Raw genomic sequence first — 24,774 nt, 5'->3', positions numbered from 1 at the left:
GAGTAGCAGGAGGAGCGGGAGTACCAAGGAGAGTTCGCCAACCGATGGGCCGAAGGCCCAAAGGCGCAAGACCATAAAATAAATAGCAGCGTGGAGCATAATCCACGGCGGAGAGCTAGGCCGATGCCCCATGAGAGCAGGTACGAAAGGTTCTTCGTTGACATCGAGAGGATGCCTGCGGGGGTCAGGGTCGTTGGGAAGGGGTTCGTAGGCGGAAAGGCCCTGGGGCTGATTTTCGCCGCGCACGCCAGAGAGTTCGAGGGCGAGCCCCTCTCGGACTTCCCGGAGCTCGTCGCCTTCCCTGAGTCGACAATAATCACCACCGACCACTTTGACACCTTCATGGAGGAGAACGGCCTCAGGACGGCTGTCCAGGAGAAGTGCGACGGCGCCATAACGAAAGCGGAGATGGCGAGGAGGTTTGTCGGGGCAGAGCTCCCTAGTGACGTCGTGTCGGAGCTCCGCAGGCTCCTGGCCGTCGAAAAGAGGCCCCTCGCCGTCCGCTCTTCCAGCTACCTCGAAGACGACCCCAGGCACTCTTTCGCAGGCATCTACGAGTCCTACTTCATTCCCAACCGGGGCTCGCTCGAAGCCCGCCTGCACCAGCTCGAGACAGCTATCAAGTTGGTATACCTTAGCACCTTCGGTGAAAACGCGCGAGAGTATAGGCTAAAGCACCGCATAAGCTGGAAGGAGGAGAAGATGGCCATCCTTATTCAAAATTTGATAGGCAAGGAATATCCCTCCGGCCTCTACTACCCCCTCATTGCGGGCGTCGCCTTCTCAAAGAACTTTTACCCATGGAGCGATGCAATCAGCACCGACGACGGCGTGGCGAGAATCGTGATGGGGCTGGGGACGAGGGCCGTCGGCAGGTACTACGCGCGCGTGTTCACCCCCGCTGCCCCTCACTTGAGGCCGGAGGGGACTGGCGTCCCCGAGATTCTCCGCTATTCTCAGTCGGAAATAGACGCGCTCGACCTCAACACGGGGGCTCTCTCCACGCGAAGACTAGAAGAGCTGAAGTTTGAGAACGAGCTTCTCCCGGAGGTCGCCCAGCTCTTGATCGAAGGCTCCTACATCATGGACGCCACCGGCAGAATCGGCGAGGACGATAAGCTCATATTGACCTTCGACCCAATTCTGAGGAGCGGCTCGCCCTTCCCATTCGTCAGGGTCCTTAGGAGCCTCCTCACCAACCTCCAGCGCGTTTTTGGAATTCCCGTAGACATGGAATTCGCTCTCAATCTGGGCGGGGATGATAGGTTCTATATCCTCCAGGTCAGACCCCTCGGTGGCAGGCTCGAGCACCGGCCGGTCAGCCTCCCGGCGAGGGTGCCGAGCGGCAGCGTGATTCTGCGCAGCAGGAACGTGCTCGGCAACGGGCTGAAGAGAGGTCTCAGGTACATAGTCTATGTTCCCCTCGAGAGGTACCGGTTCGAGAGGGGGCACGCGATAGCGAGGAGAATCGGCGAGATCAACAGAACTCTTGAGAGGGAGGGCTACGTGCTAATCGGCCCGGGCCGGTGGGCCACGACACATCCCGAGCTCGGAATTCCGGTTGACTACGCCGAGATCTCCAATGCGCGGGTAATTGTCGAATGCTCCTACGGCTCCTTCACCCCGGAGCTCTCGTACGGCACCCACTTTTTCGGGGACATGGTGGTCTCCAATGTTCTGTACATTCCCGTGTTCCCGGAGAAGGGGGACGTTCTCAATACCGCCATTCTCAAGCAGCGAGCGTGTGTCGTCGAGCCGGACCTGTGGCTCGTCGATATGAAGAGTGGCGTGGATGTGTATGTTGATGGAAGGACCAGGACGGGTCTTATCGTGAGGAGCGGGGGAAAGGGGGCGATGGGGGTTTCGGAGCGCCCGGGTGGAAGGAAGGAGGGGGCCGGGACGATGCGGAGGCGCGAGCGGCAGGGAAGGGGAGGAAGAAGCGGGCGAAAAGGCCAGGGGGGCCCCGGAGCGATGGAATGCGGATGCCAGGAGGACCGGCGGGAGCGGGGAGGGTCATGACGGTCAGGGAAATCAGAATTCTGCGCGACGGCCACTTCGAGATAGATAAAGGGCTCATGGTCTACCTGAAGACGGCCTACTACGGCCAGACATACCTAGCGCCCATCAGACCCCTCCTGGTCAGGACATCGGAGGGGAATCTTCTCGTGGATACGGGTCTTGGCGACATCGACGAGAAACTCAGCAGACTCTATCGAGTTCACAGGGATTCCTCTCTACTGAAAAGCCTCAGCGCCGAGGGCTTGGTTCCCAGGGATGTATCGCTCATCGTGAACACCCATCTCCATTTCGACCACGCGGGGAACAACTCCCTCTTCCCGAACGCGGAAATATTCGTGCAGAGAAGGGAGCTAGAATTCGGCCGCAACCCGCCTAGATTTCTCAGAGGGGGCTATGTTAAAGATGTCTTGGAGGCACCCAACATCAGAGCGATTGAGGGGGAGAGGGAGATTGTAAGGGGGGTCTCAGTGATTCCCACGCCAGGCCACACTGCGGGCCACCAGTCCGTCGTTATCGAACTCGGTGAAACACGGTACGTCTACACAGGCGACGCATCGCCTGTCAAGGAGAACTGGGAGAGTGGCGTCCCTTGTGGAATTCTTCTGGACCCGGTCGCGGCGAGTGCGTCGATTGAGCGCCTAAAGAGCTTGGGCGCGAGACCGATATTCAGCCACGATGAGCAATGGGAGTTCTGAGAATCGTGGCTCCACTCCACAACAGCTTTGTACCGGCAGAGGGACGGAGAATTGATTAGGGCCCGCATAGGACTAGCGCATCAATCGAGCTGGCCTGGAAATCGGGAGGCATACTCAGACCATCAACGTCTTCCCTTGAAGAGGAGTAGGGTATCTACCTACTCCTCCTCTCCAGTGTACCTGTGCTCCTCCTCCTCGAGCGTGCACTCGTCTCCGTTGAAGTAGGCGCACATGTCGCAGCAGTCGCTGCGGTCCTCGCAATCATCGTACTTCTCACAGTGTCTGCAGCAGGGCATGCTCCACGGAGGGCGGAGCGCGCTTCAACGCTATAAATCTTTGCGGCGGAATCCCCGGCGCAGGATTGTGAATAGAGGTGCTCGGGTTTTACTCAGAATCAGAGAAGGCCCATATCCAGAATCTCGACGCTCTGGACCCTCGGAATAGTCTCGAGAGCTCTCTGTATGGCGTCGGGCCCCCCCTCAGCGTCCTTCATCTGGACGACGACATTCAGCGCCCTTAGGCCGAATGCGATGTCCTTCGTCTCGATACCCCTGAGCCTGACGCCCTCCGGAATTCGCCTCTTTACCTCCTCCCTCATCGTGTCCATGTCCACGTCTACACCGTCGGGGAGGAGCCTAAAGAGCACCAGAACCTCGCCCATGAGCTCACGGCCCCTGAAAGCCACAGGCCGGGCATACATAGTCCACACTCTGGTCCCGGCACTGCTTGCATCGTCCAATTGTTGCCCCGCCGCACTGCGGACAGCTGAAGCTCACGCTCCCCTTCTCGACTAGTCTCACGCCGCAAGATGAGCAGCTCTCGGCCCTCACCATGTTATGACCGAGGGCTGATTACACCTCATTGATATAATAATTTTTACCCTCCTTGGCAAGATAATAGTTTTTCTAATTTTCTATAATCCGACAAATTATAAATATTGATTAATTATTGTGGTTCTGTATGTTCGAGAATGCTCGAGGCGAAGTGCGCATTGTGATTTCGATTTCAGTTATAGTGGCGATGGTGCTCTCCGCCCTACCAGCGGCAGCAGCCGCTTCTCGGTCTGAAGGGGGAGCCATCCAGCGTGCCATAATAGACAACGCCAACAACTTAATAATTCCCGCGGGTGAGGAATATACCCTATACGGAACTCATACCTACAAAGATTCTGTTCAGATTGACGGCACCTTAAAACTCAAGCCCTACGACGGCTCAGATGAGAAGACCGGGACGTTGGTCATATACGCCAAATCGATAACCATCGGGCCCACCGGAGCGATTCTGGGCGATGGAAGAGGCTATGGAGGTGGGGGAGGAGGAGGGAGCGAGGGAGGCAAAGGAGGCACTGGTGGCCAGGGCGGGGACGGCGGCAGGCCGACCGACTACTACGCCAGCGGCGGAGGCGGGGGCAGCAATGGTGGACAGGGCGGCCCCTCGGGTGGATACTCCGAGTTCACCCCCGGAAAGGCCGGAACGGAGAGCAAGGGCGGCGACGGCGGAGGCTGTGACAACTGGGGGGACTATGGTGGCAAGGGCGGACCGGGGTGGGGGGGGGGGGGGGGGGGGGGCGGGTGTGACTACTATGGCGGCGGCGGAGGGGGCGGCGGGGGCTCGGGCGGAAAGGACGGCAGCAATCCAAATGGCGGAGATGGGGCCGGGCCGTACGGCGGCAAGGGCGGCCAGGGGCCAACCTACAGCTATGACGGCACAAAGGATGGAGAGAACGGCGGCTACATGGCAAAACAGTCCAACGGCGACACGACCACGGACATGACCGTTGTGAAGGGCAGCGGGGGAGGAGGCGGGAGCTCGGCGCAGTACTATTGCGGCGGGGGAGGCGGGGGAGGGGCTGGCGGCGGTGCAGTCACGCTGGTATCGGAGAACGAGCTCATCGTGCAGGGCATTATTTCGACGACGGGTGGCGGCGGGGGCGGCTACTCGGTATGCTGGGGCGACGAGTACTACCGCTCCGCCAAGGGCGGTGGGGGAGCGGGCGGGGGCATCTGCCTCTCAGGCGTATCTCTTATCATCAGCGGAACCGTGGACGCTCGCGGAAGGGACAAGGACCAGCTCTCTACAACCAATGGAGGAACAGTGAAGTGCTTCTATTTTTCGAAATCAATAACGGGAACTATCAGGGCCGGAAGAATTTACTCCAACGGTCTTCCGGCAATGAGGGGGCTGATCTCACCTGAAGACGGGGCGGTAACCGGTCCCAAGCCTACCTTCAAATGGCTGAAGGGAGAGGACCCCGAGGGCGCATCGCTGACTTATCACCTTCAAGTCTCGGGGAACGAGCAGTTCACCACTACCAAGCTAGATGAGAAGGGTATCAAGGGGACCGAGTTCAAACCGACGGTGGGGCTTCAGGGCGAGTGCTACTGGCGAGTCAGGGCCAGTGACGGCTCGGGCTTCGGGAACTGGTCTGAGGTGCGTAAATTCACTGTGGATAGCTCTCCCCCAGAGTCTGCCGTAGATGAGTTGCCAGAATATGTCAATACCACTCCCTTCTGGGTGTCGTGGTCTGGAACGGACAAAGGACTGGGCCTCGCCAGCTACACGATTTGGGTGTCGGAAAACGAGGAACCCTTCAGGCCTTGGCTTGTCAACACCACGCAGACCCGCGCGCTGTTCGAGGGAAGGGATGGCTCAAGATACGCCTTCTACTCAACGGCCCTTGACCTCGCCGACAACATGGAGACCCCGCCCGCCCACCCAGACACCCAGACAATTCTGGACGCCACACCACCCACGTCAAGCATTGGCGACCTTGCCCCATATCAGAGTAAAGTAAAGTTCATGGTCACATGGAGCGGCACTGACTCGGTCTCCGGCGTGAGGTCCTATACTGTCTACGCCGCCAAGGACAGAGGCGAGTTTGAGAAGTGGCAGGACGATGTCCCTGGGGACGTAGTCTTTGCACAGTACTCGGGCGAAGAGGGGCACAGCTACTCTTTCTTCGTGGTCGCCACTGACTTCGCAGGCAACACGGAGCCGGTCCCGCCCCCACCCTCAAAAATCAAGACCACGATTGTTGATGCCACACCGCCCGTCACTAGATTCGCTCCTGAGAGACCAGTCTACGGAGAGAACCCAGTCTACATCACTCCGGGCAGCGTCATCGTACTTAAAGTGAACGAGACCGCATCTGGCGTCAAAGCTACGTATTATATGATTGACAATCGCCCCCAGCAGGACTATATCAAGCCCTTCAAGGAGACTGTGATAGGGCACCACAACATCACGTTCTGGAGCGTCGACAAAGCTGGGAACGAGGAGAAGCGAGTAAGGGTCTGGTTCTTCGTGGACAACGAGCCGCCTGTGACGAATCTAGTTCCTTTAGGACCGAACTACACTTCAGAGAGCGGGAAGCTCTACATCGCCGCCTCCACGCTAGTCTCGTTCGACGCTCAGGACAAGGGTAGCGGGGTTAATGTCACGATTTACCAGCTCGACGGGATGGAGGGGCTTACGTACCTCGGGCCCTTCAAACTGGGTAAGGGCGGGAGCCACATCATCAAATACATAACCTACGATAATCTGGGTCTACAAACCCCGGAGACGAATGTCACGGTGGTTGTGGACGATTGGCCCCCCAGCACTAGGGCGATAGGACCCACGGGACCCCAGAGCAGGACGGTCGAGATTGAGCTGAACGCCACCGACCTCGAGAGCGGTCTGGCGGACACATACTACAGAGTGACGCGGGAGGGAGAACCCCCGATGAGCTTCATTAAAGGAAGAAAAATAATTATCGACGTTAAATCGGACGGCTCCACCGATGGAAAATATATTGTCGAATATTACAGTGTTGATAATGTAGACAACAAAGAAGAGACGAGAAACCTGACAATCATCGTCGACACGAGCGGCACCCTTGAGCTAGGATTCGGGAGCGCTTCGACGAGCAAGGACAGGTTCACCGTCAAGGGCACGGTCGAGCCCGGCTCGACGGTTTATGTTAACGGGAGGCTGACCCGAGTGAACCCTGACGGTCGTTTCTCCATCGAGATAGAACTGAAGGAGGGTGCAAACAAGATCGAGGTCAAGGCGATAGACCCCGCAGGGAACGAGAAGACCGAGACCCGGACAATTACGTACAACAAACCCCTCGAGACCGGCTCCATATGGCCAGTTATTGCCATAGTGGTAACAATTGCGGTCGTGGCAGTCATCGCTCTCGTGATGGCCAGACGAAAAAAGCCGGTTGTGGCACCCCCGCCCCCCTCCCCCCCAGCGCTTACGCCTCCCCTTCCTCCGGCGCCCTGAGAGCTCTGGGAATTCGCCGGCCCGAATATAATAACAACCGACCACCTAGGGAAAAATATGAGCAGTGATATCTATTTGTTATATCGCCCAGCCGATCCCACATTGCAAAAGCGCACATTGGAAAAGTGGGCAAAACTTTATGCTATACAATTTTTGAATAGTGTTCCATAATTATTAAATAATATAATTCTTATGACTTAAACACTGAGGGATTGAGATGAAGGAACAATCTTATAAAGGGAGATCTATAATCGTAATTTTACTGGCGGCGCTGATGCTCCTGCCACTTGCACCGGCTGCTGGGGTCTCAAGTGCCGCTGGGAGTGTCGATACCGCTGGAGCCCGCGAGGTCGAGGACGGCCACAACCTGATTGTTCCGAAGGGGGAGACCTACGAGCTCTGCGGCTGCCACACATACCCAGGGAGGGTTGAGATAGACGGGACCCTCGTCGTGAAACCATACGATGGCACCGACGAGAGCACTGGAACTCTGGTCATCCGGGCTGGGAGTATATTCATCGGCGCAACCGGAAAGATTCTGGCGGACGGAAGGGGCTATGGGGGCGGAGGCGGGGGCCAGTCCGACACCGTGGCCTCGCCAGGTGGTTCAGGGGGAACCGGAGGGAAAGGTGGCAATGGGGCGGCCGCGACCAGCGGCGGAACCCCCACTACTAAAGGTGGCGGAGGGGGCGGAGGGAGCAATGGAGGAAAGGGCGGGGCGGGGAACGCAGCCGGCAGTGACGGCACCGAGTCTGGCGGAGGCAAAGGAGGAACCTGCTCATCGGCCGGCGGGGCCGGAGGAAGTGGATACGGAGGGGGAGGCGGTGGGGGTGGCTCCACGACGGTCTCGGGCGGTGGCGGGGGAGGAGGAGGCAGTGGCGGCGCGAGCGCCTTCGGTACGACGGGCGGGAAGGGCGCAGGAGAATTCGGCGGCGCGGGAGGTCCCGGCACCACGGGCACGTGCAGCGCCTCTCAGAACGGCCAGAACGGGGGCTACATGGGGCCCCAGATAAACGGCGATACCACCACGGATTTAACGGTGGTCAGGGGAAGCGGTGGCGGAGGGGGTGGTGCCTCGTCGGGTTACGGTGGGGGGGCCGGAGGGGGTGGCGCGGGAGGCGCGGCCGTGACGCTGATAGCGGAGGGCGAGCTGAAAATTCTCGGCAGTATTTCATCAACGGGCGGCGGGGGCGGAAAAGGAGGGGTCTGGGGTTCAATAATTCCGGACCCAGATGACAAAGCGCCGGGTCCCGGACCCGTGCCGGTGCAGAATACGGGCGGCTCGGGTGGTGGAGGAGCGGGAGGGGGCATTGCGCTGATGGGGATGTTGGTCACCATCTCCGGTACGATTGACGCCCGCGGGCGCCTCCAGGACACGCTCTCAACACAGAACGGTGGCTCTGTAAAGATATTCTATGCCGAAAAAACTGTCACGGGTTCCGTGCAGGGCGGAAGGGTCTACTACAACGGAAGGCCCACAATAGAAGGCCTAAGCTCGCCTGCTAACGGGAGCTATATGAAGACTCTCCCAACTCTCTCGTGGAAGGCCGGGAGCGACCCGGATGGGGATGCCTTTACCTATGCAATTCAGGTATCATCCGACGAAAGCTTCGAGACCATTCTCATTGAGCGCGCAGGTATCACTGGAACCCAGCTGAGCATCCCGGAGGATTTCAGAGACGGGACATATTGGTGGAGGGTGAGGGGCGAGGACGCGATTGGCCCCGGCGGCTGGACTCCAGCTTGGAGGTTCACACTCGACAGGGTTGCACCACAGTCCTACGTTGTGGAGCTACCCGAGTACACCACTACCTCGAGCTTCGAGGTATCTTGGAGCGCCGAGGACGAAGTGTCCGGAATATTGGACATAACGGTGTATGTGTGCGAGGACGAGAGCGGCTTCAGAGTCTGGCAGGAGCACACCCTCAAGACCTCAGAGCGGTTTGAAGGCGAGGAGGGGCACAGATACGCCTTCTACTCTGTTGCGAGAGACCGCGCAGGAAACGAGGAAGCACCTCCTCTCTCGCCTGATGCCTTCACCACAATCGATACAATCCCTCCTTCCTCCTCGATTTTGCCTCTGAGCCCCTACCAGACCGAAGCGAGCTTTACTGTGAGGTGGAACGGCAAGGACGCGACCTCGGGCATTTCGGACTACACAGTATATGTCTCGGTCGATGGGGGCTCCTTCAGCCCGTGGCTCGAGGGGACGAGAGACACGGAAGGACTCTTTGACGGAGCGGGAGGTCACGAGTACACATTCTATGTCAGGGCGAGGGACCGCGCCGGGCTCGTTGAGCCGGAGCCCTCCTCCGACAAAATGGTCAGGACGAAGGTTGACCTGAAAGCGCCGGCGACGACGCTCGCCATCGGCCAGCCCAAGTACGGGGAGAAACCTGTTTTCGTCTCGCCCTCAACGGTCATTCAGCTCACGGCGAAGGACGACTACGCCGGTGTGGGAGAGGTGCTGTACAGCCTCGACGGGGGTGCACCGACGACTTATAGCGGGCCGATAAAAGGGGCCCCGCCGGGCCACCATAACCTAACCTACTGGAGCGCGGACCTTGCGGGCAACGTGGAGGAGAAGAGAAGCGTCTGGTTCTTCGTGGACGGCGAAGCCCCCGTCACAGAACTCGTTGTCGAGGGACGGAGCTGGGCCAACAGTGGACGGACCTATCTGTCTGGCACCCATAGCATCTCCCTGCGCGCAATGGACTGGGGGAGCGGTGTGGCCAGGACGGAGGTCGGGCTCGACGGCTCGGGCTACAGTCTCTACGAGGGGCCGATCTCCTTCACCGGCGGGGGAGCGCACACCCTGAGGTTCAGGAGCCAGGACAACCTAGGGACATTGGAGGAGGAGAGAGAGCTAACCTTCGTCGTAGACACCACTCCGCCCTCGACAATTGCCCAGGTCTCGATGGAAGAACTTATTGACCAGATTGTCATATCCCTGCAGGCCCAGGACACGCAGAGCGGCGTGGCGGGCACGTGGTACCGCGTGCTGAAAGGAGAGGAAACAATTCAGGACTGGACCGAGGGTACGAGCGTCGTCGTAGCCACGCCTCTAGACCACTCGGGCGACGGGACCTACACGGTCGAGTTCTATAGCGAGGACAACGTGGGCAACAGGGAGGAGACCAAAAAGAAAGAGCTCGTCGTGGACACCCTCGCTGAGCTCTACACAGACCAGCCCGAAAAGGTTACCGTGAGCAAGGAGCGGTATGTTCTCTCGGGGAGGGTTGAGCCCGGGTCCAAGGTAACGCTCAACGGAAAGAGCATCACCGTCGGCTCCGATGGCTCATTCAGCGTCGAGCTGGAGCTAAATGAGGGCGCGAACGAGGTGGAGCTGAAGGTAACTGACCCGGCGGGGAACGAGAGGAGCGAGGTCTACAGAATCATTTACAACAGGCCTGCGACCGCCGGTGTGCCAACAATGCTCATCGGGATAGTGGCCGCTGGTATTGTCGCGATCGTGCTTGTGGCTGTCGGGCTGGTGGTGTACAGAAAGCGGAGGGCTAAATAGACTAGGCTGGCAGGCGTCAACCGGTCAGGAATTCGCCTGAACAGCCTCCAGCAGCTCGTCTTGGCATGACCCAGGTGAGACTCCACCCCATCCATACCCGGTGTAGGGAAGTGATGAAATACCGGACGAATCATCGGGAGTAATAACGGAGAATTGTAGAAGTTGAGCTATATAAACATTACAATTGTACAATAAATTCTATATCCAATTAAATTAGTGGCACTAACATGTTCGGAAAGGGAAGCGATAGCTATCGTGCGCTGCCGTCCGTTTTTCTTGCGCTCCTGCTCTTCGCTCCGGCCGCCACAGCGGGGGGAGACAGGAATTCCGAAGAGATTCGCGAGGGGCCCCGTGCGGTCACAAATGATGCAAACGACCTGATTGTGCCCGAGGGGGAAGTTTACAACCTCTCGGGGTCGCACATTTACGCCCGCAGCGTTCAGATAAACGGGACACTCAGAATCAACCCGTACGACGGAAACGACGAGAGCACAGGCCTGCTCTCGCTCCAAGCCCCGTGGATTATCGTTGGCCCTAATGGAAAAATTCTCGGCGACGGCCGTGGCTATGGAGGAGGAGGGGGAGGGCAGAACTCGGATAAGAGCGTCACGGGAGGCAGGGGCGGAACAGGTGGAAAGGGGGGTGCCGGACAGGACTCGTACTGGGGGGGAACATGGCAGGTCGGCTATGCATGCGGCGGGGGCGGCGGGAGTAATGGAGGCGCCGGAGGAAAGCCGGGAGGTTCGCCGGGGACGGAGAGCGGCGGAGGTAGCGGGGGCACGGGAAGCTGGGCAGGTGGCGCTGGCGGCACCGGTTTTGGCGGGGGCGGCGGGGGAGGCTCTGGAGGGGACGGCTCAATCACGTACTCCGGTGCCGGAGGGGGAGGCGGAGGCGGCTGCGGAGGTGCGGACGCTTCTTGGACGAGCGGGGGCAAGGGTGCCGGGCCCTACGGAGGCAACGGCGGAGCCGGGGTTCAGAGCGGGCCACCCGGTAACGACGGTGAGAATGGGGGGTATATGAAAAAAGGGGCCAACGGCGACACAACGACTGATATCTCGGTTGTCAGGGGTAGCGGGGGCGGAGGGGGAGGGACGAGCGCGGACCCGTCGTATGGAGGTGGAGGGGGCGGAGGGGGCGCGGGTGGAGCGGCTGTGAGACTGATCTCCAGCGGGGAGCTGGTTGTTCATGGGGTGATAACCTGCACCGGTGGGGGCGGCGGGGCTGGGGGTCAGGGCGGGAAGACCAAGGGTGGCAACGGCGGCGGCGGAGCGGGCGGGGGCATCGCCCTTGCAGGCAGTAGGGTTGTGATTAAGGGCACGCTCGACGCCCGCGGGAGGGAGTTCAACTCCCTCTCACTGGTCAACGGAGGGACGGTCAAGATATTTTATATGGAAAAAGACACCGCTGGAGGGGTGATTCTGGCGGGCAGGACCTACACAAACGGGAGGCCGGTGATGCAGGAGCTGAGCTCGCCCCCCGACGGGAGCGCAGTCAATGCTCCGCCCCTACTAAAGTGGGCGCCCGCGAGCGACCCGGAGGGCGAGAGCGTGACCTATACGGTCCAGGTCTCCAGCGGGTCTGACTTCTCGACTATCGTGAACGAGGAGAGCGATCTGGCCGGAACTGAATACTCCCTCTCGGGGAGCCTTGCTGATGGCGTCTACTACTGGAGGGTAAGGGCGAGCGACTCCTTCGGCCCCGGAAGGTGGTCCGAGGTCTGGAAATTCACCATTGACACCGTTCCCCCATCGTCGAGTGTCGCCGCGCTGCCCGAGTTCACCACCTCCCCATCGTTCTATGTTAACTGGAGCGGCGCGGACGACCGCTCGGGCGTCGCGGGCTACACCATTTTCGTGATGGACGATACCGGGGCTAGTACCCCATGGCTCGTTGGAACGCTCCAGACTTCGGCCAGATTCACTGGCAAGGACGGCACCGGCTATAGGTTCTACTCAGTGGCGGTGGACGGGGCTGGCAACACCGAGCTCCCCCCAGCGCTCCCGGACGCGGAGACGGTGGTCGACACCACGCCGCCGGAGTCGAGAATTCTCTCTCTAGACCCCTTCCAGAACTCCGAGAAGTTCACGGTGAGATGGTCGGGCACCGACGCCACATCAGGCGTCGCCACCTACAATGTCTTTGTGTCCGTAGACGGCGGAGAATTCGAGCCCGCTCTGGAGAACTCGACCGCCTCCTCACTCGAGTTCACCGGAGCAAACGGCCACCATTACACTTTTTTCGTGAGGGCCAGAGACAGGGCCGGCAACTACGAGCCCAGACCGACCCCAGAGAAGCATGTGAGCACGAGAGTGGACCTTCTGGCCCCCTTGACCTGCGCTACGGTGGGAGCCCCGAAGTACGGTGATGAGCCCGTGTTCATCACCACCTCCACTCAGATTGGCCTGAGCGCCAGCGACGAGGTCGCCGGTGTCGAGGCGATATTCTATCAGCTGGACGATGCGGGGGTCGAGAGATATAGGGCTCCCCTCAGCTCCCTGCCGCCCGGGTCACACAACCTAACCTACTGGAGCGTCGACAGGGCGGGCAATGAGGACCAAAAGCGAACGGTTCGCTTTTTCGTGGATGTCTCACCCCCTCAGACCGTTATAGATTTCGACGGACCTAGCTGGGTATGTGGCTCCACGGTCTATATCTCGAACGCCACACGGATAGTGCTGAGCGCCTACGACGCTGGCTCCGGCGTCGCCCTCACGGAGTTCGCTCTGGAGTCGGGCGACTACGAGCGCTACACTGGGCCAATTTCTCTCACAAGGGCCGGGACGCACACACTGCATTTCAGGAGCATGGACAACCTTGGACTGGTGGAGGATGAGAGAGTACAGAATCTCGTTCTTGACCTCGCTCCTCCTGTCACCGGAAGTAATGCACCCTCAGGGCCTCAAAACAGGGATACCACCGTGGTCTTCAGGGCGGAGGACCCAGAGAGTGGCGTGGCTGGCACTCTCTACCGCGTACTCAGAGACGGCCGGGAGCTCGTGCCCTGGACCAACGGAACGGCCTTGACTGTGCTCGCGCCCGCGGACCACTCGGGCGACGGGTGCTACACAATTGAGTTCTACAGCGTGGACAATGTGGGGAACAGCGAAGTGGCGAAATCGGTGGTCGTGAGAATAGACACTGTATGCGAGCTCGTGCTGGACGCGAAATCAGGCATGAAGCTGAAGAGCACGCGCTACACCCTCAGCGGCAGGACGGAGCCGGGAGGGAGCGTGACCGTGAACGGAGCCCGCGCATCGGTCAACACTGACGGGAGCTTCTCAGTGGAGCTGAAGCTGAGGGAGGGGCGGAATAAAATCAGCGTGAAGGCCACGGACGGCGCAAACAACACTATGATTGAGGAGATGGAGATCGCCACAGAGAAAATAGAGAGGGGGGTTACCCTCCCTGTGCTGGGAGTCGCTGTGGCGGTCGTCGCGGCGGCCGCGCTCGCAGGCAGTGTGTTTGTGCTCAAGACAAGGAAAAAATAGGGCTTCAGCGAGCGGAGCGCCCCTGCTCCATTCGCTCCTCATCCCGGTCATTCCACTCGCCGCTGGTCAGGGGCGGGAAGTCACTGGCGAAGGCTCTGCTCTTGAGAATAAAAATTCGAGGCCAGTCATGCATGGCCCCATTTCACCTTTGAACGAGAGCTGGGTAAAAAGCCTCCAATGGCCGGAGCAGAGACGCCCCAGCGATCCGGAGGGGGACTCGGTCACGTACCCCTTTCAGCTCTCCACCGACGCTGGGTTCAAACGTCTCTAGTTCGATAAGGATTGGGTGAACACCATCGTCCTTCGGGTCCCAACAGGGCATATTAATGCCGACTACCTTTGGCGCGTCGAGGTCAGCGATGGTGACGCTACGGCACCTGGTCCTAGACCTGATGCTTTCCTATCGACACCGTCCCGCTCGGCTGATGGTATCTCCACTCCCCGAGGAGCTTTACCGGCATCCTGTGCTACTGGGATGGAACGGGGGCGACGACAGGGCCGGGATTGTCGTTTTTGAAATGGTTGTAGTGGAGTCGGCTCTGGAGAAATGCACCATCCAGAAGAATTCTTTGCACACCTTCGCGCTATTTTAAGGAGCCCACGGGCCCACCTACTCATTCTTATCCATCGCCCCTGACATGGCCGGCAGAGTCGAGGAGACTCCCGCCACTCCAGACGCCTATGTCACCATAGACCTCTCCCTACCTCGTTCCAGCATGGGGCCGCTCCCGGCATACCAGACGTCCCTCCGTTTCACCGTCTCTCGGCAAGCAACACCAGAAGCAGTGTATACAAAACCCTCTTTAACCCTGATGGGTCAGGCTCCTGGGCCTATCTTTTCCAAATTCTAATCGACCAGCTTGGCTCGCATGAGTTCGAGTACTGGAGTTCCGAGCGCGGCCGAAAAGAGGAGGAGCACGCGAGCCGCAACCCGACGCAACCTCTTCGTGGACTTAGAGCCTTGAGTTACAGCCTTGAGTTTTAACGTCCCCAGCCACCCCGCCGGGTGCGTCGTCTATACAGCAGCCTCCACTTGGATTGTGCCCGCCGCAAAGGACAGCGGATGCGATATCGAGCCGGACGGAGTACCTTGCCGTAGGCGAGGGAAAGGGCGTGTATCAGGGCCCCTCTGTCCTCCGCGGCTTCGAGAAACAAACCGTGGCCTTCCGGAGCCGCGACAACCTCGGGAATTCCAAGTCAATTAGGGAATTGGAAGTCAACAGCGATTAGACGCCGCTTGTTTGGGGGCGACAAAGCTCCTGACAACACAGAAATCGCTGGTTCGAATTCCACCCATTGCCTCCGACACTTGAAGCGGCATGGCTGTAGTGTTCTTCTGGCTCCTTCGGGGAGAGACCCTCGTCCAGGGCTGGACGGGGGACGAGAGGCCCTCGTCCCTGCCACACCAGACCACTCCTTCGAGGGCAGGTGGGCGGTTGGGTTCTACGCCGGGGACAATGTGGGTAATAGAGCAAGGGTCGAGAGTTTCAGTGTAACCCTGGACGCCTGCATCTGGCGCGGGGTCAATGTGCTCACTATAATCTCACTATAATAATTACCCCGGATAGAAGCTTTTAAAGTTCACGGGAAAGACAGAGCCCTGCGCTCGGCTAGAAGTCAATGGGAGCGGCATGCTTGTGTATCCGGAGGGGAACTTAACGGTGCGCCTTTTCCTAGCCGGCAGTTGCAACACGATAGATGTCTCCGCCACGGATATCGCCGGCAATCAGGGCAGTTTGACAATTACCGTCACCCTGAAAATTCCAGCAGAGCCCCACCGTTTATTGGACGGAGGGCGCTTCCACGCTAGACGCGGTTGCGACCAATGGCGCGGCGGGTTCGTGTATGCTTGGGCTCAGTTACTGGGTAACACCGAGGTAAGCTCCAGCGGGCCACTCCAAAGGCGCCGGACTGCTCTATTCGCTCTAAGCGCGCTTGAGCAGTCCCGCCGTGTTGAGCTCGTCGTATATCTTCTGCACCGCGACCTTAATGTCCTCGACCTTCTTTGCGCCAGTGCAGACGATTTTTCCAGAGCCGAACAGAAGGGCTACAACCTTTGGCTCGTCTATTCTATACACTAGCCCGGGAAACTGCTCTGGTTCGTATTCCACCCTGTCAAGACCTAAGCTTATCGCTATGGCGTTCAGGTTAAGGTCGGTCTGTAGGTCTGAGGACGCAACTATGTTCTGGACCTCGATTTTTGGCTCTTTGCTGACTCTGATTCCGGCCTCCGAGACCCTCTGAATCACTGTCCTGATCGCAGTGTGGACGTCGTCAATGCTCTTTGCGCCCGTGCAGACGAGCTTGCCGCTGCGGAAGAGGAGTGTGGCGGTCTTAGGCTCTTTGATTCTATAAACGATGCCGGGAAACTGCTCGGGCTCGTATTCCGCCCCGTCCAGTGCCAGCGCAATTGCTTTTAGGTCAAGCTCCGCACCGACGGAGGTGGTTGCGACGACATTCTCGATTCTTATTTTCACCATGCCCGACTCCCCATTATAAATAATATAAGGGGTTTATATAGTTGCTTATATATTCTCTTATTTCCCCGCATACCTTTGCTAATCATTGGCGCTCCGTAGCTGGCGACGCGGGTCAGCCCACCAACACGACCATTCTCCCCGGCGTCCCCTTCGCACCGAAGACCCGGGCCCCTTTCACTAACTTTGGCATTGACTTCCGACCGTTATTAATATCTCCCCTTAGCTCATTGGGCTTTCCGTGGGCAAGAGGAGACATAGGGTCGGGCGGAGGTCCCGGGAGATTGTGCGGATAGCCCAAGAGAGGATGGTCATTCTTTTTAAAATGGCTCGGGAGAGGGCCCTTGTCGGAGACCTAGCTCTCGCGGACCGCTATGTTGCGCTCGCAAGAAATATCGGTATGCGGTACAATGTGCGCCCGCCAGCGCCACTGAAGCGTCTGTACTGCAGGACCTGCGGCTCGTTCCTTATTCCCGGCCGAACGCTGAGAGTGAGGATAAGGCCCGGCAGGGCAATTAGCTCATGCCTGAAATGCGGCAGGGTCGTCCGCCGCCCGACGACCCCTGCGACCGGGAAACATTTATTAAAGCAGAGGCCATAGCTCGCCCGATGCCTCTCATGAAAGACGCGGGGAGGGGGACTCCGGAGCTTGTCAGGCGCGCCGCGAGGCGGGAGGGCGTCGACCCCGAGCGCCTCCGTCGTCTCGTGGCTTCGGGGAGGGCTGTGATTCCCTTCAATCCCGCCCACGACCCAGCTCCATGCGGAATAGGCGAGGGCCTCAGGGTCAAGGTCAATGTCAACATCGGAACCAGCCGGGACTGCTGCAGCCTCAGGGAGGAGCTGAAGAAAGCCCGACTGGCAGTCCACCTCGGGACCGACGCCCTGATGGACCTCAGCACCGGCGGCGACACGAGGGCCATAAGAAGGGCGATTCTCAAGGTGGTCAAGGTCCCGGTGGGGACCGTGCCGATTTACGAGACGGCTCTGGAGACATTGAGGAAGAGGGGCTCCTCCATTGTGGACATGACCGAGGACGACATTTTCAGGACCGTCGAGGAGCAGGCTAGGCAGGGGGTTGACTTCATGACGGTCCACTGCGGCATCACCCGGGAGAGCGTCTCGCGCCTCAGGCGCTCGGGCCGCATCGCGGACATCGTGAGCAGGGGCGGCGCTTTCCTCTCCGCATGGATAATTCACAACGATAAAGAGAACCCGCTCTACTCGGATTTTGACCGCCTGCTGGAACTGGCGGCGGAGCACGACGTGACCCTCAGCCTCGGGGACGGTCTGAGGCCGGGGTGCGTCGCCGACGCCACGGACAGGCCCCAGCTCCAGGAGCTCATAATCCTCGGGGAGCTGGTCGAGCGCTGCAGGAGGGCGGGGGTGCAGGCGATGGTCGAAGGCCCAGGCCACGTGCCCATGAATCAGATAGAGGCTAACGTGCGCGTTCAGAAGACGGTCTGCAGGGGCGCCCCATTCTATGTCCTCGGCCCGCTCGTGACCGACATTGCGCCGGGCTACGACCACATCACGAGCGCCATAGGCGGCGCGCTGGCCGCTTGGTACGGCGCGGACTTCATCTGCTATGTGACGCCGGCGGAGCACCTCTCCCTTCCCACTGTGGAGGACGTGAGGCAGGGGACCGTCGCCGCTAGAATAGCGGCGCACGCTGCTGACCTCGCGCGCGGAATTGGTTGGGAGATGGACCTGGCGATGGCGAGAGCGCGTAAGGCACTCGACTGGGAGCAACAATTCAGGCTCGCGATAGACCCGGAGCGGGCGATGGAGCTGCGGCGCAGGCGAATGCCAAGGAAGAGCAGGCACACATGCTCGATGTGCGGGGACCTATGCGCGATGAAGATAGATGACGAGTTTATATAGAAGCGGCCCCTTCAGCCCCATCATCCGATTCTCTCGGACCAGGCGTCCTCTGCCCTCACCGGTATGGAGAATTCAAGAGTGTCCGTCTTGCCAGAGGGCGAGAGGGCGGCCAGGCAGATGCACATCGCCTCCAGCTTTCGCGGGGTTGCTTCACTGCCGGTTGCCAGGTCCACGAGCTCGATTCTCATGCTGACGGAGGGGCCCTCCCGCCAGCGAAGGTCGTAGCTCCTCTCATGGGCGGAGATGCAGTCGCTCCAGCAAATCTTGAGCACGCTCACGGCCCTGTTGAGTATCAGGCAGAGAGAGTAGTAGTCGAGCTCGAGGGTTACGGTCCTTATGTGGCACGCGGTGGCGGAGCGGATGTCTGTGAAGGAGTTGTAGGCGTCCAGAGATGCCAGGTGGCTGGCGTTGCTGAAAAGAATACCGGCGCCGAGATTTGAGAAGATGTTGCCGGAGAGAACCGGAGGCGCCCTCGCCTCGAGGTATAGACCGAGGGTCCCAAGGGACCCATAGCGCCACGAAATGGGGGTATCTGGAGGTAGGTCGCTCGTGAAGGTGTTGTTGCAGAGACTGCTGCCGGGACCGCACCGCTCAGCGGAGACGCTATTGACGATGGTCCTGAATGTGTTACCTTCCGCTCTGAGGTTGCCTAAGACGCGTATGCTCCAGAGGAGGTTGAAATCGGAGTGCGAGAGGGTGACGTCGGGTGCACGGAGCTCGAGCTCGTAGGGGCCAACCACGGACACTCCCGAGAGCGTGAGCGAACATCCTGCGGAGAGCTCGATGTAGCCCCTCGCGAGGACCCGGGAATTGAGGATGGACAAATTCACCACCTCCGCGTCCATACATAGCTCCCGCAGGCAGCCCCGCAGCTTCGAGGAATCTTCAAAGAAGGACCCCGGGTCCGAGAGGAGTAGCTCGCGCAGTGGAGCGAACTCCGCTCCCCCGCAGCCCGCCGTCACCTTCTCGAGCGCCCAGCCCCCTCCACCCAAGTACACCTGGGCGCGATAGCGCCCGACGCCGTCGTAGATGCCGTAAGAGGGCAGGAGCAGCTCCATGTCCCGGAGCACGCCCTCGGACGCTTCGAGCCAAAGGCTGGACACGTTGAGCCGGCAGCCGCTTAGCTCAATGGAGTTAGTCCCCATCCCCATAATCCACACACTTCTGGCCTCGGGACCAAAGGAACCGTTCTGGAAGCTCGCGTTGACACCGGGTTGAAGGAGCCAGAGACCGGAGAGGTTTGTCTCATCCGACACTATCATCGATTCATTGACGGAGTGAATCGCGATGCGGACCTCGTTGTTCGACGGGTCTAAATCCTCCACGCCGACCGGAGAGGCCCTCAGCACTAGTTCTCCTGAGGGGAGGCTGGCGGCGCTGAGGCTGAGGGTTGGGCTGCCCCCCTCCCAGAACCAGAGAGCGGGGTCTTCAAGCTCTATGTCGCCCAAAGCGCAGCTCCAGCAGTAGTCAAGGCACTGCGCGCCCCTGTAACTGTAGGGGAAGGTGATGTTGAGGAGAGTGTCCACAGGGTCTAGGTTGACCTTGGGTTCCCCGAATGACAGGTCGCAGATGCGCTGCTCGGGGACGGCCAGCTGGAGTACATCATGGGGACAAAGCAAGGTCCGTGCGTCAATGGTTCCCCAAGATATCGAGTTGACCGTCTCGAGCCAGAACTCAAGCGCGCCCTCGTCCATCCTGCACCAGACGTATGAGCTCCTCATTGACTGGATAAGCTCGGCCCTCAAGCGGTGGGAAAAGTCCAGTGGTGGCCCGAGGTACCAGTCGTGGAACGGGTCGTTGTGCCCTCTCCCAAAGACCTCCACCCACCCATCGTCGAACCTCCCCTCGCCGAATTTTTTCATGAAATGGTCGAATAGCGCCTCCGTGCCGGTGCTGTTGCAATAGAGATGGGTTGTGGGATCATCCCTGAAGCCGGGCTACTTTAGGCACATGTAGCGCGCCACAGGCACCTCGGCGGTCTAGCTGTTATTCTGGACCATTCTCTCGATGCCTTCTATCGGAATCGCGCTGAACAGCGACACCGCTCCAGCCTGACCTGTGCCGCTGTAGTGGGCGGAGACCCAGAAGGTGTTCCCACGAACTTGAGCGAACGCCTCCATCGTGCAGTTCTCACGGGACAGCCACGCGGGCGGATATATCATCAATGGAACACGACCCGTGAGCCCGCAGCCCACCACTGAGACCGTCAGGTTCCGCAGCATGATGCAGGTTTCTCTGCTGAGGATGGAGGTGTTGAGGATGGAGGCCGTTCCGTTCCCACAAGCCATATCAACCGCTCCAACTATTCCAAAATCGCACCCCTCGACCCGGCAGCGCTCCACTAAGAGATTGGTGTGTATGTGTGACTATGATGGCCTCGTACTGCCCGTGGAAACCGGAATAGACGACTTTGATAACAGAGTTGTCGGCGCTGAGGCCAGTGCCGTTGTTCATCTTGCACCCGCTCATCTCGACATGACAGGACTGCGCGTGAATGAAAGGAGTGTGCCACCCGCCCCCTTCCGCTTTTATCTGGTCGAAGGAGCTGTTGGCGATGCAGACTCTCGCGCCCCTTGCGTCGACCATCCAGCCACGGAAGTTCAGGAACTGAAAATGGCAATTCTTTAAAACGACCTCGCCGCCCTCGCATTTGACCATGAATGGGGACTCGAGCCACTCGGCATGCCACCCCTGATAGTCATTTCCCTGCTTTTTGTATATCAGGTCGCTCGACACAGTGCGGAATTGGTCGGCGACGACTTCAGGCTCGATCAGGTGAAAACGATAGTAGTTCCTGACGGAACTGGTGACGAATCGGAGCTCGGTCACCCCACCGCAGAACGGGGTGAGGTCCACGCTACAGTTCTCGGTCACGTTGCCGGGGCCGTCCGAGGTGTGCCAGATGTCCTCTGTCCTGTGGCCACCGCTCACCACGTCCAGCCGGGTAGAGGAGCCAGAAGCCGTCTCGTATTCAGCTATGAAATTCAGACGCGCCCGCTTGCTATTCGTGAGGTTGGTCAGGAGCACAAGCTCTCGCCCGCCAAAGTCGCACCCGAAACCGTGTTTGCGCGGGAAGTCCTTGAAGGAGCTGCAGTCTAGGCGCAGCTTCCCATAGACATAGAACGTCCCGTTCATAGTCACGTTGCACCGGAAGAGGGTCAGCGATGCGCCCTCCCTCACGATGATGTCGCCCTGAATCGTGAGCTCGCGGTCGGCGATAATGGTGTCCTTTTTCACGTCCATGCACAGCCGCCAGGGCTCCGGGGGCGGGACCCCCGTCACCTCTCTCTCCTGCGGACGGGTGAGGATGTAGTGAAGGTATGGCACCGACACAATCAGGAAAACGATTATACCGACCAGCGGGAGCCCAGGGTTCGTGAACAGGCGGCTCCAGCGCGAGCCCGCTCTCCGTGGACCGGGCATGAGCTCTGAGAGCTCCCCGGTCTCAGAAGGCAACATTGTTTATCAATTTGTGTGTGTCCTAATAAAATTGAAGCTCCCAACCCGTCGGACGACGTAAAAGATATATCCCGCCCCAGCATTCGCCGCGCCTGAACACAAGGGGGTCGAATTGTGGAAGAGCGGGAGAGGGTTCCTGGAGGGAGCGAGAGGGACACGGAACGGACCTGCCACCATACATACGAGAAGCTCCTGCCCGGTCTCAGGGACCTTGATGCATTGCTGAAGGGGGCCGGCGTGAGCAGCGTGGAGGAACTCTTTGCCGACATCCCCCCCGAGCTCCGAATTCAGGGCTGTGCGCTCCCGGATGGGATGGCCGAGTGCGAGCTTGTGGAGCACATGCGCAGACTTCTTTGTGCAAACAAGACTTCTCGCGATATCCTATCATTCCTCGGCGCGGGCTACTACAGGACCTACATCCCCGCTGCGGTCAAGGCCGTGACCTCACGCTCTGAGCTCTATACCGCCTACACCCCTTATCAGGCGGAGGCGAGTCAGGGGATGCTGCAGGCCCTATTCGAGTTCCAGAGCATGGTATGTGAGCTCACGGGCATGGAGGTGACCAACACCTCGATGTACGACGGCCCAACAGCCCTTGGCGAGGCCGCCCTCATGGCCGCCCGCATAACGAAAAAAAAGGAGATAATCATACCTAGGAGCCTTCACTGGGAGAAGGCGGAGGTCCTCAGGACCTACGCGCGGGGTCCGGGCCTCAGGGTCAGGGAGCTGCCCTTCGACCTCAGGACCGGGAAGACCGACTGGAGCTCTCTGAAGGGGATGCTCGGTGCCGACACAGCGGCAGTCGTTGTCTCAAACCCGAACGTGTTCGGCGTCTGGGAGGAGGAGGCGCCCGAGCTGAGGGGCATCATCGGCGACGCACTGCTCATCGCGGACGTCAACCCCCTGTCACTTGGGATTGCTAGGGCGCCCGGCGACTACGGCGCGGACATCGTCGTGGGCGAGGGCCAGCCCCTAGGCAACCCTCTCAGCTTCGGAGGCCCGAGCTTTGGAATTCTGGCGACAAGAAAGAGGTTCGTGCGCGACATGCCGGGGCGCCTAATAGGGATGACCCGGGACGCCGAGGGGAGGAGGGCATTCTGCATGACCCTCCAGACCCGAGAGCAGCACATCCGCAGGGCGAAGGCAACCTCGAACATATGCTCAAATGAGGCCCTTTGCGCAATCGCTGCAGCCGCCTACCTCTCCGTGCTCGGCAGGAGGGGGCTCAGGCAACTCGGAATCAGCCTAGCCACGAAGGCCCGCGAGCTAGCGCGGGCACTCGGGAGAAACGAAGGGATTGAATCGCCTCTGTTTGAGGGGAGCCACTTCAACGAGTTCGTCATCCGCTCCTCCGTCTCGATGAAAAGCGTCTGCGCCCACGCCGCGAGGCATGGAATTCTCGCGGGCGTTAGGCTCAGGCCTCGCTACCCCGAGCTCGGCTTCTCTCTTCTAGTCACCGTCAGCGAAGCCCACACGAGGGAAGACTTCGAGAGACTCGCCTCCGTACTCCGGGGGGTGAGAGAGTGAGCGGGGGATATAGGCAGGCCAGATACGAAGAGCCGCTGCTCAGGGAGCTCGACCCCGGCAGCGAGCTGGAGCCCCTCCCGCCCGGAGTGGTGCCGCCTTCGCTAGAGAGGAGGGAGCTGGCGCTCCCGCAGCTGACGGAGGTCGAGGTCGTAAGGCATTTCCTCCGCCTCTCACAGATGAACTACGGCGTCGACACAGGCCCATACCCCCTCGGCTCCTGCACGATGAAGTACAACCCAAAAATCTGCGAGGAGATAGCGGGCTGGCCGGAGGTCGCGGACCTCCACCCCTATCAGGACGAGGCAACCGTTCAGGGGGCCCTTAGGCTCATGTACGAGCTCGGCCGGTACCTCTGCGAGCTCTCGGGCATGGATGCCATTACCCTCCAACCTGCCGCAGGGGCAGCCGGGGAGTATACCGGAATGATGATAGCGAGGGCCTATCACGAAGAGAACGGCGAGCTTGAGAGGAGGAAACAGGTGGTACTTCCCGACACTGCGCACGGCACCAACCCCGCGAGCGCGGCGATGGCTGGGTTCGAGGTGGTCGAGATTCCATCAAAGGACGGTTGTGTGGATTTGGATGCCTTGAGGGCCGCGGTCTCCGACAGGACTGCCGCCTTCATGCTGACCAACCCCAACACACTTGGCATATTCGAGGACAGGGTGCTGGAGATTGCAAAAATCGTCCACGACGCCGGGGCGCTCTTGTACTACGACGGGGCCAACCTGAACGCCATCATGGGCCGCGCGAGGCCCGGCGACATGAACTACGACATCGTGCACTTCAACCTGCACAAGACATTCGCAACCCCCCACGGCGGCGGGGGCCCCGGCGCGGGACCAGTCGGCGTTAAGAAACCCCTCGAGCCCTTCCTGCCCGTGCCGACTGTTGAGTTCGATGGGGAAAAATACTATTTCGATTACGACAGGCCAAAGTCCATAGGAAAGGTCAAGGGCCTCTACGGCAACTTCGGCGTGCTCGTCAGAGCCTACATATACATCCGGCTGATGGGCGCCTCAGGTCTCAGAAAGGCCTCAGAAATGGCAGTGCTGAACTCCAATTACCTTAGAGCGAGGCTCGAGAGGCACTTTCACCTCCCCCACCGACGGCTGCGCAAGCACGAGTTCGTGCTCAGCGGAGAGGGGCTGAAGAAAAAGGGGCTGAGGACCCTGGACCTCGCCAAGCGCCTTCTGGACTACGGCTTCCATGCGCCGACGATATACTTCCCCCAGATAGTGAGCGAGGCCCTGATGATAGAGCCCACGGAGAGCGAGAGCAAACAGTCGCTCGACGCCCTCGCCGACGCCATGATAAGAATTCTGGATGAGAACCCGGAGCTCGTTAAAACGGCACCGCATAGCTGCGCGGTGCGGAGAGTGGATGATGTACAGGCGGCGAGGCAGCCCATTCTAACTTGGAGGGACCTGTAAGGA

The 24,774-nt window shown here is 59.8% G+C and carries 18 protein-coding genes; 10 read left to right on the top strand and 8 right to left on the bottom strand.

What is annotated here, in order from left to right:
* The first annotated feature begins 123 nt into the window (after positions 1 to 123).
* Both QW379_02155 and QW379_02150 read left to right on the top strand, forming a co-directional pair.
* Positions 124 to 2,019, top strand: coding sequence for a PEP/pyruvate-binding domain-containing protein (locus QW379_02155; protein ID MEM2869211.1), 1,896 nt, complete (start codon positions 124 to 126; stop codon positions 2,017 to 2,019).
* Entirely contained in the window at positions 1,983 to 2,714 is a 732-nt protein-coding gene (locus QW379_02150; GenBank protein ID MEM2869210.1) for an N-acyl homoserine lactonase family protein, read from the top strand. Before QW379_02155 ends, QW379_02150 begins: the two co-directional genes overlap by 37 nt.
* Before the next feature lie 158 nt (positions 2,715 to 2,872).
* Here QW379_02150 and QW379_02145 read toward each other — a convergent pair whose 3' ends face one another.
* From QW379_02145 to QW379_02135, 3 genes are all read right to left on the bottom strand, one after another.
* Complete coding sequence (locus QW379_02145; protein ID MEM2869209.1) at positions 2,873 to 3,010, bottom strand: hypothetical protein; 138 nt, start codon at positions 3,008 to 3,010, stop codon at positions 2,873 to 2,875.
* Positions 3,011 to 3,108: 98 nt separating this feature from the next.
* Positions 3,109 to 3,414 (bottom strand): elongation factor 1-beta, encoded by a 306-nt coding sequence (locus QW379_02140; GenBank protein MEM2869208.1) that lies wholly within the window; start codon positions 3,412 to 3,414, stop codon positions 3,109 to 3,111.
* Entirely contained in the window at positions 3,380 to 3,547 is a 168-nt protein-coding gene (locus QW379_02135) for a zinc finger domain-containing protein (protein MEM2869207.1), read from the bottom strand. The genes QW379_02140 and QW379_02135 overlap by 35 nt, the downstream gene beginning before the upstream one ends.
* 127 nt (positions 3,548 to 3,674) lie before the next feature.
* Here QW379_02135 and QW379_02130 point away from each other — a divergent pair, with 127 nt between their 5' ends.
* The 4 genes from QW379_02130 (at position 3,675) to QW379_02115 (ending at position 14,587) form a co-directional block, all read left to right on the top strand.
* Positions 3,675 to 6,983: a hypothetical protein gene (locus QW379_02130; protein ID MEM2869206.1), complete on the top strand. Its 3,309-nt coding sequence runs from the start codon at positions 3,675 to 3,677 to the stop codon at positions 6,981 to 6,983.
* 217 nt (positions 6,984 to 7,200) lie between these two features.
* Positions 7,201 to 10,506, top strand: coding sequence for a hypothetical protein (locus QW379_02125; GenBank protein ID MEM2869205.1), 3,306 nt, complete (start codon positions 7,201 to 7,203; stop codon positions 10,504 to 10,506).
* A gap of 227 nt (positions 10,507 to 10,733) precedes the next feature.
* The gene (locus QW379_02120) at positions 10,734 to 13,994 is read left to right on the top strand and encodes a hypothetical protein (GenBank protein ID MEM2869204.1); all 3,261 of its coding nucleotides are present in this window, start codon (positions 10,734 to 10,736) and stop codon (positions 13,992 to 13,994) included.
* A gap of 359 nt (positions 13,995 to 14,353) precedes the next feature.
* On the top strand, positions 14,354 to 14,587 hold the full coding sequence (locus QW379_02115; protein ID MEM2869203.1) for a hypothetical protein: 234 nt from the start codon (positions 14,354 to 14,356) through the stop codon (positions 14,585 to 14,587).
* Positions 14,588 to 15,210: 623 nt separating this feature from the next.
* Here QW379_02115 and QW379_02110 read toward each other — a convergent pair.
* On the bottom strand, positions 15,211 to 15,408 hold the full coding sequence (locus QW379_02110; protein MEM2869202.1) for a hypothetical protein: 198 nt from the start codon (positions 15,406 to 15,408) through the stop codon (positions 15,211 to 15,213).
* Between the two features lie 511 nt (positions 15,409 to 15,919).
* Positions 15,920 to 16,474 (bottom strand): TATA-box-binding protein, encoded by a 555-nt coding sequence (locus QW379_02105; GenBank protein MEM2869201.1) that lies wholly within the window; start codon positions 16,472 to 16,474, stop codon positions 15,920 to 15,922.
* A gap of 238 nt (positions 16,475 to 16,712) precedes the next feature.
* Between QW379_02105 and QW379_02100 the strand changes: the two genes are divergently transcribed.
* On the top strand, positions 16,713 to 17,072 hold the full coding sequence (locus QW379_02100; protein ID MEM2869200.1) for an RNAase P: 360 nt from the start codon (positions 16,713 to 16,715) through the stop codon (positions 17,070 to 17,072).
* 8 nt (positions 17,073 to 17,080) lie between these two features.
* Positions 17,081 to 18,352 carry a phosphomethylpyrimidine synthase ThiC gene (gene thiC / locus QW379_02095; protein ID MEM2869199.1) on the top strand — a complete coding sequence of 424 codons (1,272 nt, stop codon included), beginning with the start codon at positions 17,081 to 17,083 and terminating at the stop codon, positions 18,350 to 18,352.
* Positions 18,353 to 18,372: 20 nt separating this feature from the next.
* On the opposite strand, the gene QW379_02090 is transcribed toward thiC, so the two are convergent.
* The 3 genes from QW379_02090 to QW379_02080 form a co-directional block, all read right to left on the bottom strand.
* Positions 18,373 to 20,214, bottom strand: coding sequence for a hypothetical protein (locus QW379_02090; protein ID MEM2869198.1), 1,842 nt, complete (start codon positions 20,212 to 20,214; stop codon positions 18,373 to 18,375).
* A gap of 117 nt (positions 20,215 to 20,331) precedes the next feature.
* Complete coding sequence (locus QW379_02085; GenBank protein MEM2869197.1) at positions 20,332 to 20,640, bottom strand: hypothetical protein; 309 nt, start codon at positions 20,638 to 20,640, stop codon at positions 20,332 to 20,334.
* A gap of 1 nt (position 20,641) precedes the next feature.
* Entirely contained in the window at positions 20,642 to 21,811 is a 1,170-nt protein-coding gene (locus QW379_02080; GenBank protein MEM2869196.1) for a hypothetical protein, read from the bottom strand.
* 114 nt (positions 21,812 to 21,925) lie between these two features.
* Here QW379_02080 and gcvPA point away from each other — a divergent pair, with 114 nt between their 5' ends.
* Positions 21,926 to 23,338, top strand: a complete 1,413-nt coding sequence (gene gcvPA, locus QW379_02075; protein MEM2869195.1) for an aminomethyl-transferring glycine dehydrogenase subunit GcvPA — start codon at positions 21,926 to 21,928, stop codon at positions 23,336 to 23,338.
* Positions 23,335 to 24,771 (top strand): aminomethyl-transferring glycine dehydrogenase subunit GcvPB, encoded by a 1,437-nt coding sequence (gcvPB, locus tag QW379_02070; protein MEM2869194.1) that lies wholly within the window; start codon positions 23,335 to 23,337, stop codon positions 24,769 to 24,771. The genes gcvPA and gcvPB overlap by 4 nt, the downstream gene beginning before the upstream one ends.
* Positions 24,772 to 24,774: the final 3 nt, after the last annotated feature.

Source organism: Thermoplasmata archaeon, from assembly GCA_038851035.1.
Classification (GTDB): domain Archaea; phylum Thermoplasmatota; class DTKX01; order VGTL01; family VGTL01; genus JAWCLH01.
Note: the sequence above shows the minus strand (reverse complement) of the source record. Positions and strands in the feature narration are given on the sequence as shown.